The following is a 17682-nucleotide window of genomic DNA, read 5'->3' as shown; positions in this document are numbered from 1 at the left end:
TTCGTCACAGTTTTCAAGGAACAGATTAAAACAAAATTAGCAAAATGCAGGTTAAAAAAAATGCCTGCGGAAGCCGCAAGCATTTTATCATTTATTCACTCATTAAACCGTGAGCTTTCAACTTTTTACGTAAAGTACCACGGTTTAAGCCGAGAATCTCAGCAGCACGGGTTTGATTACCACGTGTATATTCAAGAACTACAGATAGAAGAGGCTTCTCCATTTCCGCCAGCACCATATCGTATACCTGAGATGGTTGCTCGCCTTGCAATTGTGCAAAGTAATGGCGAACTGCGCGATCTACGTGAATACGAAGAGCGACATCAGATTGTGCAGTAAAAATAGGAGATTTGCTATTCATGCGAATTAATCCGAAAAATCAAATATCACTTGGGTAAAGTGATTTGTTAAAAGTGGTCTATAAACTTGAATGAACTCCGTTTTAGTTCCTAATGCGGAGTTCTAAAACTTGTACATTACTTGTAGCTTGACACAACTCGCAAAATTGTTCGAAAAATAAGCGTAACAATAGATTAATAATTGTTACAGCCTAAAAAACAAACAAAAAATCTACTCAATACGCAATAAGTAATAAAGCGCACGGTTGGGATTGTATTTGTTGTGAAAAATTAGCGAGGAGTTTGCAGCACAAAGCTTTCGTGGCGCGTATCATACCATTGTCTAGGAAAAAGTGAGCAAGAAAACTGCATTTTTTTTATGTTTTTTTTACTTTTTTAATAGTTTTTTTCAATATTAGGGGCGAATCAACTCAATTGAATAATTATCGAAGCTTTTGCGTGCAATTGGTAGGCTAAATTGGAATTTAAAAGGACTACTTTTTGGGATCCGTTGGATACCATGCAGACTTTTATCCAAATACTCTTCAGGTAAAAGCGTATAGTTTGCTATTTCAGCACCATTTTCTTTTAGTGAAATTTTCATATTGGGTAAGGCAAGGCTACGGTCATGAAAATTGATCATTTCACCTGTAAAACGTGTTTCATTATTTCCAATGCTACGAATTTTGACTTTTTTGGTACTAATTAAACTGTAATGTTCCTCTAGACGTGAACAATTGAATACATCACAGACCGCAGTAAATGCAGCACCCATCACTGGACTATTTTTTAAATATTGAGGATTGAACCAGAAAAACTGGAATATAAGTGCACCAAATAAGAAAGCATTAATACAGAACCACATAAAATAATTCAGTGGTGTACGTTTTTTATCCTTTTCAGCCTGTTCTGCCCAATTTACAGCAGGCAGGTTGCCGATCGGTTCGGTGCTGAAATAATTTAAGTTATTTAAATAAGTTTTTAGATCGATATTAGAGTTTTCGACTTTTTGATCAAATAGTTTTAATAAATGGTGGGTTGGTGTTTCTTCAACAGTCACTGGTGTAAGCGTATTATTAAATTCGCTGACATTAATAATAGTATTGGAGTTTTTTTGCGGTGCATTTTCTTGCTCAGGGGTAGAAAAAGACAACGCTTTATCTACCACCAAATGAGACAGTGCATTAAAAGATGTAGAGCACTTTGGGCAACAAACCATGCCCTGAGCGACAGTAAGCTGCGGAACAGTTACTTTATATGTTGTAAAACAAGTTGGGCAGTTAGTTAATTTGTCGCTCATAAGTACACATTTTAAATTTTAATACTGTTGGCGTTTACCCGAAATTCGGCACCATGTTTCGTCACGTTTTTCTACGTCTAATATATCAAAAAATTCAGAATAAACACTAGAAACATCAGAAACTTGCTCTTCAATTACACCTGCAAGTGCGAACTCGCCCTCAGATTTAATTAAAGTTGAGAATTCTGCAGCCAAGGCCATTAGAGGGCCTGCAAGAATATTAGCAACAAACACATCGGCTTTTTGTCCAGCGAGTTCTTGGTTGAACTCTTCAGGTAGGCCTACATACAAATTTTCCAGTACACCATTTAATTCGGCATTTTGTTGTGTTGCTAAAACGGCTTGTGGGTCAATATCAGTGGCATAAACTTTTTTTGCACCCAAAAGTAAAGCGGCAACACCTAAAATACCAGAACCACAACCGTAGTCGATGACGATTTTATCCTTAAGATCAACTTTACCTAACCATTGTAGGCATAGGAATGTAGATGCATGGTTACCAGTACCAAAAGCAAGACCTGGGTCTAGTTTGATGTTAACGGCATCTGCTTCTGGCGCTTCCATCCATTCTGGGACAATCCAATATTTCTCACCAATTTGAATAGGCTCATAAGCATCCATCCATGTGCGTTCCCATTCTTGGTCTTCAATGAATTCGCTACGCATTGGTGCTTCAGGAAGTAGAGCTTTAATAAATGTTTCTAATGCTGCAACATCAATTTCTTCATTATCTTCTTGTGCATATATACCAGTTACGATCACTTTATTCCAAAGTGGTGTTTCACCTGGAAGTGGTTCAAGTAAATCCTGATTTTCTGCATCATCTAGCGTGACACTGACTGCACCTAAAGAACTGAGCAGCGTTTCAGTGTAATCAACTTGAGCTTTTTCAACAGTAATATGAATTTGTAACCACTTCACGGACATAACCTAAATGAGTTTTATAAAAAGCTATTGTAACGGAACTCGGCAACTTGCAGCTAGCGATTATCAAAATTGACAAAAAATAAAAGGATGCACGTAGCATCCTTTTAACTTTTCAGTGCCTTAACTTTTAATTGTTTCGGTTGTCGTTGTCGAGATTGGTGCAAAACGTGTAATTAGGAAGCCAAATACAGCGGCAAAGATGTACATAAAGATTGAATATACTGCCGCAGGCATTGCAACTGCAGAGCTGGCCATCACCGTTAAGGCGATGGTCATGGCCAACGTACTGTTATGAATCCCGATTTCAAATGCACATGCACGTGCCTGAGCACTATTGATGCCGAAAAGTCGCGGAACAAAATAACCGATACATAAGCTAAAGATGCAGAATAGAACCGTTGCTAAGCCAACTTGAGTTAGATAAGCCGCAATATTTTGTCGTTCAGAGTAAATAGCACCGATAATAATTAAGATGAGAAAGACCACAGCAAAGATACGGAGTGGTTTATGCAGTTTCTCAGTCAGTTTAGGTGCATAGTGACGAAGCAGCATGCCTATACCGACAGGGATGATAATGATGCCGAAAACTTGGAGGATTTTTCCAAACTGCAGACTGATTTGTTGACCTTCTTGCATGAAGTGCATGATCGAAAAATTAACGATCAATGGAAGGGTTAATGCTGCAATGACAGAGTTGATGGCGGTCAGGGTAATATTTAAAGCCAAGTCACCTTTAAATAGATAGCTAAATAAGTTAGCTGTGCTACCACCGGGTGAGGCTGCGAGTAGCATCAAGCCGACAGCAAGCAGTGGTGGTAATGCTAACAGTTTACATAGTAGAAAGGCGATACCGACAAGCAACACGAGCTGGCAAAATAATGCAATCAACACGGCTTTAGGGTGCTTGGTGACACGTGCGAAATCTTTGGGGGTAAGTTCTAGCCCAAGCCCGATCATAATAAAGGCCAGTGCTAATGGCAAAAGAACCGTAATAATTCCAGAATCCATCGTATTTATTCTCCTTGAGCATATTTAATGGTTTTTCACCAAATTCCTTATGGTGATTGCGTTAGAAAAAAATAGTTTAGGTTTTCACTTGTTGAATCAGGTGACTGCCACGGCGCGTCAAAATAAAACCAAATAAGGTCGCCAATAAATACATAAAAATAGAATAAACACCGGCAGGTATCGCCACTGTGGTGTTTTCAAGCACACTCAGTGCGATGGTTAGGGCGATACTAGTGTTATGAATGCCGATCTCAAAGGTACACGCACGTGCCTGCTTTTCCGGTACACCTGCGAGGAACGGAATTAGGTAACCCAAAAATAAGCCACTGAAACAGAGTAAACAGGTCGCAATGCCGACGCTGGCAAAATACGTCATTATGTTGGATTGTTCACGCAAAACTGCGAGTGTAAAGATAAGAATTAATAAGAAAATAGACAACATTCGCATCGGCTTGTTGATGTGATATGCAATGGTTGGAAAGGAGTTTCGAATAAACATACCGAAACATACCGGTATCAAAATAATCAGAAATACATGGGTGATCTTATCGATAGGCATACCAATACTGGTACTTTCACCAACAAAATGCAAAATGGATAGATTGACGATAAAAGGCAATGTAAAGCACGATACAACTGAGTTAATGGCCGTTAAGCTAATGTTTAATGCAACGTCACCTTTATATAGGTAGCTAAAAAGGTTAGCAGTGGGGCCGCCGGGTGAAGCCGCAAGCAACATGAGCCCGACCGCGAGTAAAGGGGGTAACTCAAGCAACTTACACAGGAAAAAAGCAATACTGGTCAGTAGAATAAGCTGAGTAAATAAAGCGATGAAAATAACTTTTGGATAGCGTCCAACGCGTAAAAAGTCTTTGACTGAAAGTTCAAGCCCCAAACCCATCATCATAATGGCTAAAGCGATGGGTAGAAAAAATGCAAATAATCCCGAATCCATGGAATTTCCTGATATTTTTATCCTTATAGTGTTTTTGAGTTTATCTCAGTTTAATAAATAAGCAATAAATAAAAGCGAGTAAAAACTGATGTTTTACCCGCTTTATTTTTGATCTGTTAATTGGTCGATATTTTTATCGACAACTGTTTATTTAGGACGAGGAGGAGTGAACCCTAAAGCACATTTTCCTTTAATTTCTTGTCCATTAATCGTTGCAGTAGTTGCTTTTGCATCTGCACTACATGTGCTTAATAATTCGGCTTCTTCGCCATGAAGATTTGCATTTTTGGAAGAGCTAAAAAATTGTGGTTCGCAGGTACCATTCCAGATAATACCGCGATAGGCAAATGATACTTGAGCGCCTTGGCTTTTACCTTTACAGACTTGTTGATATCGCTGTGCATCATACACTTTCTCAACTTTATCATTGGCTGAGGCAGCAAGTGGTGATAAACATAAACCGCATAAAACCGTGGATAGCAAAATATTCTTATTCATGCTTATAGTCCTTATGATTCTCATGGGATCTATAACAGAATAAAAAATCATCAGAATAAAACAACAATCTTCGAGTAACATTTGCTTGAGAAATGTATATTTTTATGTGGAATATGCAAAGTATGTATGTTCTTAAAGAAATATATAGGCATAAAACAGTAGTCAATAACAATAAAATCGAGTTAATCAGTCAACTTATCGGTGAATTTTTGCTATAATCTTCCGTCATCCTTTTTTAATCTCCTTTACCACTATGCATTATCCTAAAGTTTACGATGTCATTGTTATCGGCGGCGGTCACGCGGGTACTGAGGCAGCTCTTGCTGCGGCACGTATGGGTCGACAGACTTTACTCTTAACTCATAATATTGAGACTTTAGGGCAGATGAGCTGTAACCCAGCCATTGGTGGTATTGGTAAATCACATTTAGTACGCGAAATTGATGCGCTTGGCGGTGCAATGGCATTGGCTGCTGACAAAGGTGGTATTCAATTCCGTATTTTAAACTCACGTAAAGGTGCGGCTGTTCGTGCGACTCGCGCACAGGCTGACCGTATTCGTTATAAAGCTGCGATTCGTGAAACCTTAGAAAATCAAGCGAACTTGGATATTTTCCAACAAGCAGCTGACGACTTAATCGTTGAGGGCGATACTGTAAAAGGTGTGGTTACTCAGATGGGTATTCGCTTTGATGCGAAAACTGTTGTATTAACTACAGGTACATTCCTAGGTGGTGTGATCCACGTAGGTCTAAATAATGCTTCAGGCGGTCGTGCGGGCGATCCTCCTTCAATTTCATTGGCTGCGCGCCTTCGTGAATTGAACTTACCTGTAGGTCGTTTAAAAACTGGTACACCACCACGTATCGATGCACGATCAGTTGATTTCTCTGTGATGACGCCACAGCCAGGTGATTTCCCATCTCCAACTATGTCGTTCATGGGTGATGCGTCGATGCATCCTGAGCAAATCAATTGCTATATCACACATACCAATGAAAAAACTCACGATATCATTCGTGGCGGCTTAGACCGTTCACCAATGTATACCGGTGTGATTGAAGGTGTGGGTCCACGTTACTGCCCATCGATTGAAGATAAAATTCATAAATTTGCCGATAAAGATTCGCATCAAGTGTTCTTGGAACCTGAAGGTCTGGACACACATGAGCTTTATCCAAACGGTATTTCGACTTCTTTACCATTCGACGTTCAGTTTGAATTGGTTCGTTCGATTCGTGGTATGGAAAATGCGCACATATTGCGTCCGGGTTATGCAATTGAGTATGATTATTTCAACCCACAATCATTGAAATTCTCTTTAGAAACCAAATCGATTAATAACTTGTATTTTGCAGGTCAAATTAACGGTACAACAGGTTATGAAGAAGCGGGTGCGCAAGGTTTGCTTGCAGGCTTGAACGCAGCACGTCGTGCATGGGATCAAGAGCAATGGACACCGAAACGTGATGAAGCGTACATGGGGGTATTGGTTGATGACTTGATTACTCTCGGTACTAAAGAACCGTACCGTATGTTCACTTCACGTGCGGAATACCGTTTGATGTTGCGTGAAGACAATGCGGATCAGCGTTTAACAGCAATTGGCCGTGAAATGGGTCTGGTCGATGATGCGCGTTGGGATTCGTTCTGCCAAAAAATGGAAGCTGTAGAAACGGAGAAAGGTCGTTTACAACACCTTTGGGCAGCGCCAAACAATCCACTAGGCAAAAAATTCGTTGAAATGACTGGCGATGACCTGTCAAAAGAAACCAATGCAATTGATTTGCTCAAACGTCCAAATATCAACTTTGCGCAAATTGCTGAATTGACGGGTTCTGAAGTTTCAGCATTTGTTGGAGAGCAAATTGAAATTGCAGTGAAATATGCGGGTTATATTAACCGTCAGCAAGAAGACGTTGCGCAAATGAAGCGTTTGGAAGATACACGTATTCCAGCTGATTTTGATTACGATGTCGTTTCTGGTCTTTCACGTGAAATTACCATGAAGCTGAAGAATGTATTGCCTGAAACATTGGCACAAGCAAGTCGTATTCCAGGTGTAACACCTGCAGCTGTTCAATTGGTGATGATTACGATTCGTAAGAATAACCAAGCGAAAAAATCTGCATAAGATTTTGAGTTAAATAAAAAACCCGCAACTGAGCGGGTTTTTTATTGCCAATAAATTATTGGCTGTAGGTATTTGATCGGATTAAATGAATATTTTGATCATCATTAGTTTTAGCTATGGTTTGATTATTAAAATCTTTCATAAACTTAAGTGATTGATAATGAATTATAAATACAAAAAATAAGATCTAAAAACTATTGATATACAAAGTTTTAGGTCTTAATGGTGGGCTTTTGGTCGTGTGAATTCCGACCTTTGTAGTGGTATTTATTCTACCCAATAAAGCCGAAACTTCAGGGCATGGCGTACAAGTGGGTTTACGCTACATGAATGGAGTTCGATTATGGCAAATCAACAATCGGGAAAAATGCAAAAATTTCTAACGGTATTTTTGTGTTTCTGGGTAGCATTTTTTGAAGGTTTTGACCTGCAAGCGCCCGGTATCGCAGCAAAAGGAATCGCAGCGACATTTTCCTTAGATCAAGTGCAAATGGGCTATGTATTTAGCTTAGGTGTGTTTGGTATGTTATTTGGCGCGTTCTTTGGGGGGCGTGTCGCTGACTATTTGGGACAGAAGAAAGTCCTGATGCTGTCGATTTTTATCTTCGGTGTATTTATGTCGATTACGGCAGTTGCACCAAGCATTGAAATTTTATATATCGCACGATTCTTTACAGGTTTAGGTTTGGGCGCTGCGATGCCAACGATGATCTCGGTGGTGGGTGATGAAGCGACGGATGCTAACCGTGGGCGCTTAAATAGTTTGATGTACTGCGGCTTACCTGTAGGTGCAATCTTTGTTGCTGGCTTGGGTATTATTTTTAAAGATATCTCTTGGCATACATTGTTTTTAATTGGTGGTTTAACGCCTTTAATCCTGATTCCATTCATGGCGCTTATCTTAAAAGATAAGCGTACTGAAAAAGTTCAGGCAGAAAGCAAAGAAGCGGTTCCAGCGATGGGGCAAATCCTTTTTGCTGAACAGCGTTATAAATATACATTGCCGCTATGGTTAAGCTTCTTCTTTACCTTAATGGTGAACTATATTCTGATCAGTTGGTTGCCTAACTTGCTTATGGAACAAGGGTTGGAAAAGCAACAAGCTTTCATGATCATGTTGATGTTCCAAGTGGGCGCAGTGATTGGTACGCTGGGTTTAGGCTACTTGCTTGATCGGCTAAAATTATGGCAAATGGCAGTGATTATCTATTCAGGTTTGTTTGTGGCATTGTTTGTGCTGTTTACAACAAATTCCATTCCTGTACTTATCGCAGCAGGCATCATGGGCGGAATTTTCTCTACAGGTGGTCAATCGATTTTGTACGGGATCTCTCCAATTTTCTATACACCAGCTGGGAAAGTAACAGGTGTGGGGAGTGCGATTTCATGGGGTCGTTTGGGTGCAATGACGGGTCCATTACTCACAGGTAAGATTTTGGCGCTAGGTCTAGGAACGACAGGTATTTTAATTGCAAGTGCGCCGGGTATTGCTTTGTCGGCTATCGCAGTGGCTGCATTGTCGGCCTATAAGTCATCCCTTAAGAAATAATCGAAATCAGTCATATTTAAAGGAGCTACGGCTCCTTTTTTATTGAATAAATACCTTTAGCTGAAACTAAGTTTTGTTAGAATGAATCTAATATTCATGAATAAATTTACTTCTATGTCTTATCAATTGATCGAACTTGATATTTCTCCTTCGGATAACATTCAGTGTCCACATTGTCAGCAGCAAGTGATTGATTGGTCAGAAGAGCAGTATGTGCAGCCTTGTGAGCATGTGCTGTTTATTGCAATGGATATTGGTTTTGAGTTTATTACAGATGAATTTGAGCAAACCATGCAGCATACAGTCGATGACTTGCATGCCAATGATGATCAGTATCATATGTTTACTGAAATTACCGCCTCGAGCTTCCCTGAGTTTCTGATTTATAAGTCTGATTTAGGTGTGGAAGGTTATTCACGCTATGTCGGCTTTACGGCATAAAATATTGCTAAAAAATCTCAAAATAAAAAAGCCAGTCAAGTGACTGGCTTTTTTAATGTAAATCAGAAAATTAACTTTCTAATTCTTCTTCGACATCATCTTCGGCACTGTCCATACCGAGTTCTTTAAGTTTACGGGTTAAGGTATTACGACCCCAACCTAAAAGTTCTGCTGCATGGCGCTTACGCCCACGTGTTTGCTGTAGTGCTGCATTGATGAGGGTGCGTTCAAACATTGGTGTGGCAATGTCGAGAATTTTCATCTCACCATTTTTAAGTTTTTGTACGGCCCATTGACCAAGTAATTCATCCCAATGATGCACACCAATACGATCAATCCCTTGAGCAGCAGGGTTGCCATCTATGCCTTGGATTGGAATCTGTTTTAATTCAGACGGTAAATCTTCTGGATAAACTTCACGGCCCGTGATCATAACCGTTAACCAACGACAGGTATTTTCAAGCTGACGCACATTACCTTGCCACGGCAGTTTTTGCATGTATTCTTGCGTTTCAGGACGCAGAATTTTAGGGCTTACCCCAAGTTCTTTACCTGCACTTGCTAGGAAGTGCTGTGCAAGCATCGGAATATCTTCACTTCGATGTGCAAGTTTTGGAATATGAATACGAATGACGTTTAGACGATGGTACAAGTCTTCACGGAAGCGACCTTCATGTACTAACTTTTCTAAGTCTTGGTGCGTTGCTGCAACGATACGGACATCCACCTTGACTGGGATGTGACCACCGACACGGTAGAATTCACCATCCGCTAAAACACGCAGTAAACGTGTTTGGGTTTCAAATGGCATGTCGCCGATTTCATCTAGGAAAAGTGTTCCGCCATTGGCTTGTTCGAAACGGCCTTGACGCTGTGTGTTGGCACCGGTGAACGCGCCTTTTTCATGACCAAATAATTCAGTTTCGATCAAATCTTTTGGAATTGCCGCCATGTTGAGCGCAATAAAAGGTTTGTTACCACGTGGTGAGTGTTTGTGCAACGCATGCGCAACCAATTCTTTACCCGTGCCTGATTCACCATTAATTAATACAGTAATGTGTGATTGAGAAAGACGACCAATGGCACGGAAGACTTCCTGCATAGCAGGTGATTCACCAATAATCTCTGTAGATTGAATCGGTTGAACGGTTTTAGCAGATTCTTGTTGTTGCAATTTGGTAATATGCAAAATTGCACGGTTTACAAGTGCTAAGGCTTCATCAATATCAAAAGGTTTTGGTAGATATTCAAAAGCACCCGTTTGATAGCTCGACACAGCAGATTCTAAATCTGAATGTGCAGTCATAATGATCACAGGTAAGTCAGGGTAGTTGCCTTTGACTTTACCTAAAAAGGTCAGTCCATCAATACCCGGCATACGGATGTCTGTCAAAATAACATCTGGCGCATCGACACTTAACTGATCTAAAGCGGATTGTGCTTCTTCAAAACTGGTAACATCAAAACCTTCTTCTTTGAATGTTTTTTCCAGCACCCAACGCATGGCGCGATCATCATCGATGACCCAAATCTTATTACGCGACATGATCTGACTCCCAAGGTAAATATAGGCTAAATACTGTTTTTCCAGGAACTGATTGACATTCAATCATTCCGTTATGTTGATGCATAATATTTTGTGCAATGCTCAGGCCGAGACCTGTGCCTTTCGCTCGTCCTGTCACTAAAGGGTAAAATACGGATTCTAATATTTCTTGTGGGACACCTGGTCCATTGTCCTCGATGTCAATGCGTACCGCAGAACGTTTTAATACACCGTTGATGGTGACTAGCCGTTGAATACGTGTGCGCAAGGTGAGTTCTGGTTGATGCTCAACAAAGAACTCTTTATTTTCAGTCATCGCCTGAACAGCATTAACACTGATATTCAGCATGACCTGAATTAATTGATCACGATCTGCCAGAACATCCGGTAAAGAAAGGTCGTAATCACGAGTGATCTTAATTTTCTTTTTGGTTTGGTTGACGATCAGTGAACGAACACGTTCAAGGGGTTCATGGACATTGACTGGTTCGTAACTTGGTAATTGTCTTGAACCAAGCATAGTGTCAGCAAGATTACGTAATCGGTCTACTTCACTAATAATAATGTCGGTGAATTCGCTGTACTTCGGATCATTTAAGCTACGCGCTAAAAGTTGTGTCGCCCCACGGATACCACCGAGTGGATTTTTAATTTCATGGGCAACACCACGAATCAGTTGTCGTGCGACTTGATGCTGTTGAATCAGGTTTTCTTCTTTAGAGATTTTTAACATCCGGTCGATTTGATTGAGCTCAATCAATAGCAAAGGGTGGTAGGGTTTACCTGAGTTGAGCTGTGACACGGTGTAATCGACATGAATGTCTTTAAAGTTGACATTAATCGTTGCTTCTCGGCGCGTATAGTGTTGACCAGAAGTTAATGTATTCATTAATGCATCATGCGTATTGAATTCATCATCGGGCATATGAAGTAAATTTAATACAGGCTGACCTGATGCACGAAGTAAGCTGATGTCAAAAAGCGCTTCACAAGATGAATTTAAATAAAAAATATTCAGGTTGCTATCGACCAATAAAATGGCAGTGGTTAAATTATCCACTAAAAGCCGGTAATCAATCGTCATAGTCTGATCCATTAGCGAGAGGTTCCTGTCTTAAAATGGCGCAATGGCATCTTCATAAAGCAAATCGTTCAATCTAATAAGGTTCGAATTGATGCAAGTTATGCAAGATATAAGCCAACTATTTCAGAAATACGCTAAGTTTTGATGCTTATTTGAATAAATGCGCTTATTTAAGACTTTAAATAAAGTGTATAGCTGATTAAAAACAGGCTGTAAATCTAAAATGCATTAAAATGGTGCAAATGAAATTATATGGATGAATTTATAGCATTATTTTGGTGCGTGATATAAAGAGTGACCTTTTCACCTGTTTTTATGTTTTGAAAAGACATACAATACGCGGATTATAGTGGAGCGCAGATTCATGAAATCCCCCAAAGTCGGTTTTGTTTCTTTAGGTTGTCCTAAGGCATTGGTAGATTCCGAACGAATTTTAACTCAGTTAAAGACTGAAGGTTATGATGTAGCATCAGATTATGATGGTGCCGATTTAGTAGTTGTAAATACCTGTGGTTTTATTGAATCTGCAGTACAAGAGTCGCTAGATGCCATTGGTGAAGCGATGAGTTCAAACGGTCGCGTAATTGTGACTGGTTGTTTAGGTAAAGACGAAGACAAAATTCGCCAAATGCACCCAAATGTCTTAAAAGTGACAGGTGCTGCGGCATATCAAGAAGTGATGGAAGCTGTGCACGAATACGTGCCTGAGCCACCGAAACACAATCCGTTTATTGATCTAGTACCTGAACAAGGTATTCGATTAACACCAAAACATTATGCTTATTTGAAGATTTCAGAAGGTTGTAACCATCGTTGCACATTCTGCATTATTCCGAGCATGCGTGGTGATTTGGTTTCTCGTCCAGTAGGTTCAGTATTGACTGAAGCTCAAGCGCTGAAAAAAGCAGGTGTAAAAGAAGTCCTTGTGATTTCTCAAGATACATCGGCTTATGGCGTAGACACCAAATACAAATTGGACTTCTGGAACGGTCAGCCCGTTAAAACCAAATTCTATGACATGTGTGAAGCATTGGGTCAATTGGGTATCTGGGTGCGTCTGCACTATGTATATCCATATCCACATGTAGACGCTGTGATTGACTTAATGGCACAAGGCAAAATTTTGCCGTATTTGGATATTCCATTCCAACACGCAAGTCCTAAGATTCTAAAACTCATGAAGCGTCCTGCGCACAGTGAAAATACACTGGAGCGTTTAAAAGTTTGGCGTGAGAAATGTCCTGATCTTGTGATTCGTTCTACATTTGTTGTGGGCTTCCCGGGTGAAACTGAAGAAGACTTCCAAATGTTGCTTGATTGGTTAAAAGAAGCGCAGCTTGATCGTGTGGGTTGTTTTACTTACTCACCAGTTGAAGGTGCGACTGCAAATGATTTGCCAGATCATGTGCCTGAAGAAATCAAACAAGAGCGTTATGAACGTTTCATGCAAGTTCAGCAAGAAATCTCTGCTGCGAAATTGCAAAGTCGTATCGGTCAAAAAATGACAGTACTTGTGGATGATCTTGAGGAAGAGTTCCCAGTTGCTGTTGCGCGTTCTTATGCAGATGCACCTGAAATTGACGGTAATGTTTTTGTTGAAGATATCGATAAGTCAGTGATTAAAGCAGGTGATTTACTTGAAGTAGAAATCACAGATGCAGATGAATATGACTTATTTGCAAAACTAATCTCGGTTAAGTCTGCTTAAACGATTCATTAAAAATAATTGAAATTAAATAATTCGGAGTTGATGATGCTTGATTCTAAAAAACCACGTTTTGGTCGCATCCTGCTTAAGCTTTCAGGTGAAGCTTTAGCGGGCAATAAAGAGATGGGTATCGATGCACAAGTGCTCGATCAAATGTCACTCGCAATTGCGCACCTTGTTGGTTTAGGTGTTCAAGTGGGGATCGTTGTCGGCGGTGGTAACCTTTACCGTGGTAGCCAATTACAAAAAGATGGTTTGGTTGGCCGTGTAACAGGTGATCAAATGGGTATGTTGGCCACTGTAATGAACGGTTTGGCACTTCGTGATGCTTTGGTGCGTCGTAATATCAAAACTCGTCTAATGTCAGCTTTACCTATTGGTGCTGTAGTTGAATCATATTCTAGCCGTGATGCTATTCGTCATTTAACTCGTGGCGAAGTTTGTGTATTTGTTGCAGGTACGGGTAACCCATTCTTTACAACAGATACAGCAGCTTGCTTACGCGGTATCGAGATTGAAGCCAATCTTATCCTTAAAGCGACGAAGGTTGATGGCGTATACAACAAAGATCCAAGCAAGTATGAAGATGCAGTGAAATACGATGCATTAACATTTGACCAAGTTTTAGATGAAAAACTGGGTGTGATGGATTTGACAGCGATTTGCTTGTGCCGTGACCACAACGTTCCACTTCAAGTATTTGATATGAACAAATCAGGTTCATTACTTTCAGTGGTAATGGGTGAAAAAGAGGGTACTCACGTTACGAACTAATGTACGTGGGCCCTAAAGCTCTTTATACTACAAGCTATTTTAGAATTTACATCTTTTCGAATTAAGTAAGGAAGATCACATGATTAACGATCTTAAAAAAGACGCAGAAGACCGTATGAACAAATCTCTAGATTCTCTAGAGCATGGTTTTGCCAAAGTTCGTACAGGCCGCGCGCACCCATCAATTTTAAACGGTGTTATGGTTCCTTACTATGGCTCTGATGTGCCATTAAACCAAGTAGCTAACGTGGGTGTAGAAGATTCTCGTACTTTACTTGTTCAGCCTTTTGAACGTTCAATGGTTGCTGCAATTGATAAAGCAATCCGTGAATCTGACTTGGGCTTAAACCCGATTACTGCTGATGCGATCCGTGTTCCAATGGCTGCATTAACAGAAGAAACACGTAAAGACATGCAGAAAGTTGCACGTAACGAAGCTGAAAATGCAAAAGTTGCGATCCGTAACATCCGTCGTGATGTTTTAGGTGATATCAAAGCATTGTTGAAAGAAAAAGAAATTTCTGAAGATGATGAGCGTCGTGCGGGTGATGACATTCAAAAAATCACAGACAAATTCGTTGCTGAAGTTGAAAAACGTCTGGCTGCAAAAGAAGCTGAATTGATGAAGGTCTAAGTTTTAATGACCTCATCTGAAGAAACTTCCCGTCTTCCAAAACATGTTGCCATCATTATGGATGGCAACAATCGTTTTGCCAAAAAGAATCAAATGCAAAAAGGTGAAGGGCATCGTTCTGGAAAGGACATCCTAGATCCCATCGTTGAACATTGTCGTAAAAGAAATATCCAAGCACTGACCGTTTTTGCTTTTTCGAGTGAAAATTGGAATCGTCCTCAGTTTGAGGTTGATTTGTTGATGGCTCTTCTCGAAGAGACCATTCATGAGCAGTTGCCACGTATGGAAAAATTTAACATTTCCCTACGTTTTATTGGTGATCGTTCTCGTTTATCTCCTAACTTACGTGACTTAATGTTGCAAGCCGAACAAAGGACTGCTAATTTCGACAGCATGACTTTAACTATTGCAATTAGTTACGGTGGTATGTGGGATATGACACAGGCTGCAAAAAAAATCGCAGCAGATGTTTTAACTAACAAAATAAATCTTGAAGCAGTGGATGCTGAAGTCTTTGGTCAATATGTCAGTTTAAGTGATCTACCTCCGGTAGATTTGTTAATTCGTACAGGTGGTGATTTCCGTCTCTCGAACTTCTTGCTTTGGCAAGCTGCGTATGCAGAACTTTATTTTACCCAGACATTATGGCCTGAATTTACCATTGAAGAATTTGACGACGCACTAGCGGTATTTGGTGGTCGTGAACGTCGTTTTGGTAAGACTTCAGAGCAGATTCAACAAGAGCAGTTTGAGAATAAATAAATGTTAGAGCGGATAATAACCGCATTGGTACTGGTTTCAGTTGTACTGAGTTGCATGTTTGCAACCGAGTCTAAATACCCAATGCTTGTGCTGATGATTATTGCATCAGCTGTCGCGGGTTATGAGTGGTTCAAACTCATGCCGCGGAATACACAAAATGTGATTAAACCTTTCGCTTGGGGCTATGGTCTAGTCACTGCTATTCTTTCAGCACTAGCATTGCATTTTACAGATGTTGCATTACTGCTTTGGGCGGCTTCGATCTTTACTTGGATCTTAAGTGTCTATTGGGTGAAGTCTTATCCTGATTACGATAACTGGTATAACCCGAGTCTGAGTGGTATTGGTTTAGTCTTAGTTCCTGCTGCGGTAACTGCTATTTTTTCTGTGTGGATGAACTCACCGTGGTGGCTCATGTATCTGTTCCTGTTGGTATGGGGTGCAGACAGTGGTGCATACTTCGTGGGACGTAAATTTGGTAAGAAAAAACTTGCACCAGATGTGAGCCCAAATAAATCGATCGAAGGTTTATATGGCGGTCTATTCACTGCAATGCTAATAGTTATTGTTGTTGAAATTATTTATCTTGATTTAAGCATCGCTGAACATATTTTATTTTTAATACTTTCAGTAATAACAGTATTTAGTTCAGTACTTGGTGATTTATTTGAATCGATGATCAAGCGTCGTGCAGGGATCAAAGATTCTGGTCGTATTCTTCCCGGACATGGTGGTGTGCTGGATCGTATTGACTCGTTGCTTGCTGCAGCACCTATCTTTGCAGCAGGTATGTATGTTTTAAAATTAATTGGCGTAGATTTATAGATGTCACAATCTGTTTGTATATTGGGTGTAACAGGATCCATTGGTCAAAGTACTTTAAAGATTCTGCAACAGCATCCCGAAGAGTATTCAGTTTTTGCAGTCACTGCACATAGCCGAATTGTAGAACTTGTCGAAATATGCAAACAATATCGACCGAAAATCGCAGTTGTTCCATTCAATAAAGTGGATGAACTGCGCCAATTACTCGTAGCTGAAAAATTAACTGATATTGAAATCCTGCATGATGAAGAAGGATTAATCGCAGTAGCAGAACATCCACAGGTTGATGTGGTCATGGCAGCTATTGTTGGTGCGGCAGGGTTGCTACCTACATTGGCTGCTGCGAAAGCAGGTAAACGCGTGTTGCTTGCAAATAAAGAAGCGCTGGTGATGTCGGGTGACATCATGATTCAGACCGCACGTGAAAATAATGCTTTGTTGCTGCCAGTCGATTCTGAACACAATGCAATCTTCCAATGCTTACCTGAAACTTATCTACAAGGTGAGCGTCATGGTCAGCCAAAGCTAGGTGTCAAACAAATTTTACTTACCGCTTCTGGTGGTCCATTTTTACATCATAGTTTAGAACAATTACAAAGTGTAACGCCGGCCCAAGCCTGTAAGCATCCAAATTGGTCGATGGGGCAAAAAATTTCAGTTGATTCTGCAACGCTAATGAATAAAGGCTTGGAATTAATCGAAGCCTGTCATCTTTTTGCAGTTGAAGAACAATTTGTAACAGTTGTTGTCCATCCACAGAGTATCATTCATTCAATGGTTCAATATGTAGATGGTTCGACTTTGGCACAAATGGGAAATCCTGATATGTGTACGCCTATCGCTCATGCATTAGCGTGGCCAAAGCGTATTCAAACACATGTGCCTCCATTAGATTTATTTGTTCATTCACAGTTAAACTTTGAACAGCCTGATATACAGCGATTCCCAGCACTAAAATTAGCACGTCAAGCCATGAAGGCTGGGGGCTTAGCTCCTACGATTTTAAATGCAGCCAATGAAATCGCCGTGGCAGCATTTTTGCATGAGAAAATTGGCTTTACTCAAATCCCTCAAATTGTGGAACATGTGTTGGGGCAAGTTGAAAACTCAGCTGCAAATAATATTGATGTTATTTTGCATGCAGATAAATCGGCACGTATGGTTGCTGAAAAAGCAGTATTGAATTCAGGAAGTTAAGA

17 protein-coding genes are annotated in these 17682 nt (G+C 40.3%); 9 read left to right on the top strand and 8 right to left on the bottom strand.

The annotated features are described in order from the left end of the window. Nucleotides 1–91: 91 nt before the first annotated feature. The 6 genes from fis to FTU77_RS02300 form a co-directional block, all read right to left on the bottom strand. Entirely contained in the window at nucleotides 92–361 is a 270-nt protein-coding gene (gene fis, locus FTU77_RS02325) for a DNA-binding transcriptional regulator Fis (protein ID WP_001086304.1), read from the bottom strand. Nucleotides 362–753: 392 nt separating this feature from the next. Next, entirely contained in the window at nucleotides 754–1638 is an 885-nt protein-coding gene (locus FTU77_RS02320) for a DUF3426 domain-containing protein (RefSeq protein WP_180054446.1), read from the bottom strand. 18 nt (nucleotides 1639–1656) lie between these two features. Next, nucleotides 1657–2559: a 50S ribosomal protein L11 methyltransferase gene (prmA, locus tag FTU77_RS02315; protein WP_180054444.1), complete on the bottom strand. Its 903-nt coding sequence runs from the start codon at nucleotides 2557–2559 to the stop codon at nucleotides 1657–1659. Nucleotides 2560–2685: 126 nt separating this feature from the next. Then, entirely contained in the window at nucleotides 2686–3573 is an 888-nt protein-coding gene (locus tag FTU77_RS02310) for a bile acid:sodium symporter family protein (RefSeq protein WP_180054442.1), read from the bottom strand. A 76-nt stretch (nucleotides 3574–3649) separates the two neighbouring features. Then, a complete protein-coding gene (locus FTU77_RS02305; protein ID WP_180054440.1) occupies nucleotides 3650–4528 on the bottom strand; it encodes a bile acid:sodium symporter family protein in 879 nt (292 codons plus the stop codon). A 147-nt stretch (nucleotides 4529–4675) separates the two neighbouring features. Continuing rightward, nucleotides 4676–5026, bottom strand: a complete 351-nt coding sequence (locus FTU77_RS02300; RefSeq protein ID WP_078188731.1) for a hypothetical protein — start codon at nucleotides 5024–5026, stop codon at nucleotides 4676–4678. 253 nt (nucleotides 5027–5279) lie between these two features. On the opposite strand from FTU77_RS02300, the gene mnmG reads away from it, so the two are divergent. The 3 genes from mnmG to FTU77_RS02285 all read left to right on the top strand — a co-directional run bounded on the left by mnmG (nucleotide 5280) and on the right by FTU77_RS02285 (nucleotide 9150). Further along, nucleotides 5280–7160, top strand: a complete 1881-nt coding sequence (mnmG, locus tag FTU77_RS02295) for a tRNA uridine-5-carboxymethylaminomethyl(34) synthesis enzyme MnmG (protein ID WP_180003879.1) — start codon at nucleotides 5280–5282, stop codon at nucleotides 7158–7160. A gap of 343 nt (nucleotides 7161–7503) precedes the next feature. After that, nucleotides 7504–8709 carry a 3-(3-hydroxy-phenyl)propionate transporter MhpT gene (gene mhpT, locus FTU77_RS02290; protein WP_180007765.1) on the top strand — a complete coding sequence of 402 codons (1206 nt, stop codon included), beginning with the start codon at nucleotides 7504–7506 and terminating at the stop codon, nucleotides 8707–8709. Between the two features lie 114 nt (nucleotides 8710–8823). After that, nucleotides 8824–9150 (top strand): hypothetical protein, encoded by a 327-nt coding sequence (locus tag FTU77_RS02285; protein ID WP_078193710.1) that lies wholly within the window; start codon nucleotides 8824–8826, stop codon nucleotides 9148–9150. A gap of 70 nt (nucleotides 9151–9220) precedes the next feature. On the opposite strand, the gene glnG is transcribed toward FTU77_RS02285, so the two are convergent. Beyond that, complete coding sequence (gene glnG / locus FTU77_RS02280; RefSeq protein WP_180054438.1) at nucleotides 9221–10696, bottom strand: nitrogen regulation protein NR(I); 1476 nt, start codon at nucleotides 10694–10696, stop codon at nucleotides 9221–9223. Further along, complete coding sequence (gene glnL / locus FTU77_RS02275; RefSeq protein WP_078188727.1) at nucleotides 10686–11792, bottom strand: nitrogen regulation protein NR(II); 1107 nt, start codon at nucleotides 11790–11792, stop codon at nucleotides 10686–10688. The genes glnG and glnL overlap by 11 nt, the downstream gene beginning before the upstream one ends. Nucleotides 11793–12144: 352 nt before the next feature. Between glnL and rimO the strand changes: the two genes are divergently transcribed. From rimO to ispC, 6 genes are all read left to right on the top strand, one after another. Then, complete coding sequence (gene rimO, locus FTU77_RS02270; protein ID WP_111883759.1) at nucleotides 12145–13488, top strand: 30S ribosomal protein S12 methylthiotransferase RimO; 1344 nt, start codon at nucleotides 12145–12147, stop codon at nucleotides 13486–13488. A 45-nt stretch (nucleotides 13489–13533) separates the two neighbouring features. Further along, the gene (gene pyrH / locus FTU77_RS02265; RefSeq protein WP_078193535.1) at nucleotides 13534–14262 is read left to right on the top strand and encodes a UMP kinase; all 729 of its coding nucleotides are present in this window, start codon (nucleotides 13534–13536) and stop codon (nucleotides 14260–14262) included. Between the two features lie 79 nt (nucleotides 14263–14341). Beyond that, nucleotides 14342–14896 (top strand): ribosome recycling factor, encoded by a 555-nt coding sequence (gene frr, locus FTU77_RS02260; RefSeq protein ID WP_078188724.1) that lies wholly within the window; start codon nucleotides 14342–14344, stop codon nucleotides 14894–14896. Nucleotides 14897–14902: 6 nt separating this feature from the next. Further along, nucleotides 14903–15658 (top strand): polyprenyl diphosphate synthase, encoded by a 756-nt coding sequence (uppS, locus tag FTU77_RS02255; RefSeq protein ID WP_180041113.1) that lies wholly within the window; start codon nucleotides 14903–14905, stop codon nucleotides 15656–15658. Continuing rightward, the gene (locus FTU77_RS02250) at nucleotides 15659–16483 is read left to right on the top strand and encodes a CDP-archaeol synthase (protein ID WP_078193533.1); all 825 of its coding nucleotides are present in this window, start codon (nucleotides 15659–15661) and stop codon (nucleotides 16481–16483) included. Then, nucleotides 16484–17680 carry a 1-deoxy-D-xylulose-5-phosphate reductoisomerase gene (gene ispC, locus FTU77_RS02245; protein ID WP_180007768.1) on the top strand — a complete coding sequence of 399 codons (1197 nt, stop codon included), beginning with the start codon at nucleotides 16484–16486 and terminating at the stop codon, nucleotides 17678–17680. Nucleotides 17681–17682: the final 2 nt, after the last annotated feature.

Source organism: Acinetobacter sp. YH12142 (genome assembly GCF_013418435.1).
In the GTDB taxonomy this organism is placed as follows: domain Bacteria; phylum Pseudomonadota; class Gammaproteobacteria; order Pseudomonadales; family Moraxellaceae; genus Acinetobacter; species Acinetobacter amyesii.
This window is presented reverse-complemented; position numbering and strand designations above follow the sequence as displayed.

Excerpts from the sequence above, each read along its gene's own strand:
- fis (WP_001086304.1), bottom strand. The coding sequence starts at position 361 with ATGAATAGCAAATCTCCTATTTTTACTGCACAATCTGATGTCGCTCTT.
- FTU77_RS02320 (WP_180054446.1), bottom strand. The coding sequence starts at position 1,638 with ATGAGCGACAAATTAACTAACTGCCCAACTTGTTTTACAACATATAAA.
- FTU77_RS02310 (WP_180054442.1), bottom strand. The coding sequence starts at position 3,573 with ATGGATTCTGGAATTATTACGGTTCTTTTGCCATTAGCACTGGCCTTT.
- FTU77_RS02305 (WP_180054440.1), bottom strand. The coding sequence starts at position 4,528 with ATGGATTCGGGATTATTTGCATTTTTTCTACCCATCGCTTTAGCCATT.
- FTU77_RS02300 (WP_078188731.1), bottom strand. The coding sequence starts at position 5,026 with ATGAATAAGAATATTTTGCTATCCACGGTTTTATGCGGTTTATGTTTA.
- mnmG (WP_180003879.1), top strand. The coding sequence starts at position 5,280 with ATGCATTATCCTAAAGTTTACGATGTCATTGTTATCGGCGGCGGTCAC.
- mhpT (WP_180007765.1), top strand. The coding sequence starts at position 7,504 with ATGGCAAATCAACAATCGGGAAAAATGCAAAAATTTCTAACGGTATTT.
- FTU77_RS02285 (WP_078193710.1), top strand. The coding sequence starts at position 8,824 with ATGTCTTATCAATTGATCGAACTTGATATTTCTCCTTCGGATAACATT.
- glnG (WP_180054438.1), bottom strand. The coding sequence starts at position 10,696 with ATGTCGCGTAATAAGATTTGGGTCATCGATGATGATCGCGCCATGCGT.
- glnL (WP_078188727.1), bottom strand. The coding sequence starts at position 11,792 with ATGGATCAGACTATGACGATTGATTACCGGCTTTTAGTGGATAATTTA.
- rimO (WP_111883759.1), top strand. The coding sequence starts at position 12,145 with ATGAAATCCCCCAAAGTCGGTTTTGTTTCTTTAGGTTGTCCTAAGGCA.
- pyrH (WP_078193535.1), top strand. The coding sequence starts at position 13,534 with ATGCTTGATTCTAAAAAACCACGTTTTGGTCGCATCCTGCTTAAGCTT.
- frr (WP_078188724.1), top strand. The coding sequence starts at position 14,342 with ATGATTAACGATCTTAAAAAAGACGCAGAAGACCGTATGAACAAATCT.
- uppS (WP_180041113.1), top strand. The coding sequence starts at position 14,903 with ATGACCTCATCTGAAGAAACTTCCCGTCTTCCAAAACATGTTGCCATC.
- FTU77_RS02250 (WP_078193533.1), top strand. The coding sequence starts at position 15,659 with ATGTTAGAGCGGATAATAACCGCATTGGTACTGGTTTCAGTTGTACTG.
- ispC (WP_180007768.1), top strand. The coding sequence starts at position 16,484 with ATGTCACAATCTGTTTGTATATTGGGTGTAACAGGATCCATTGGTCAA.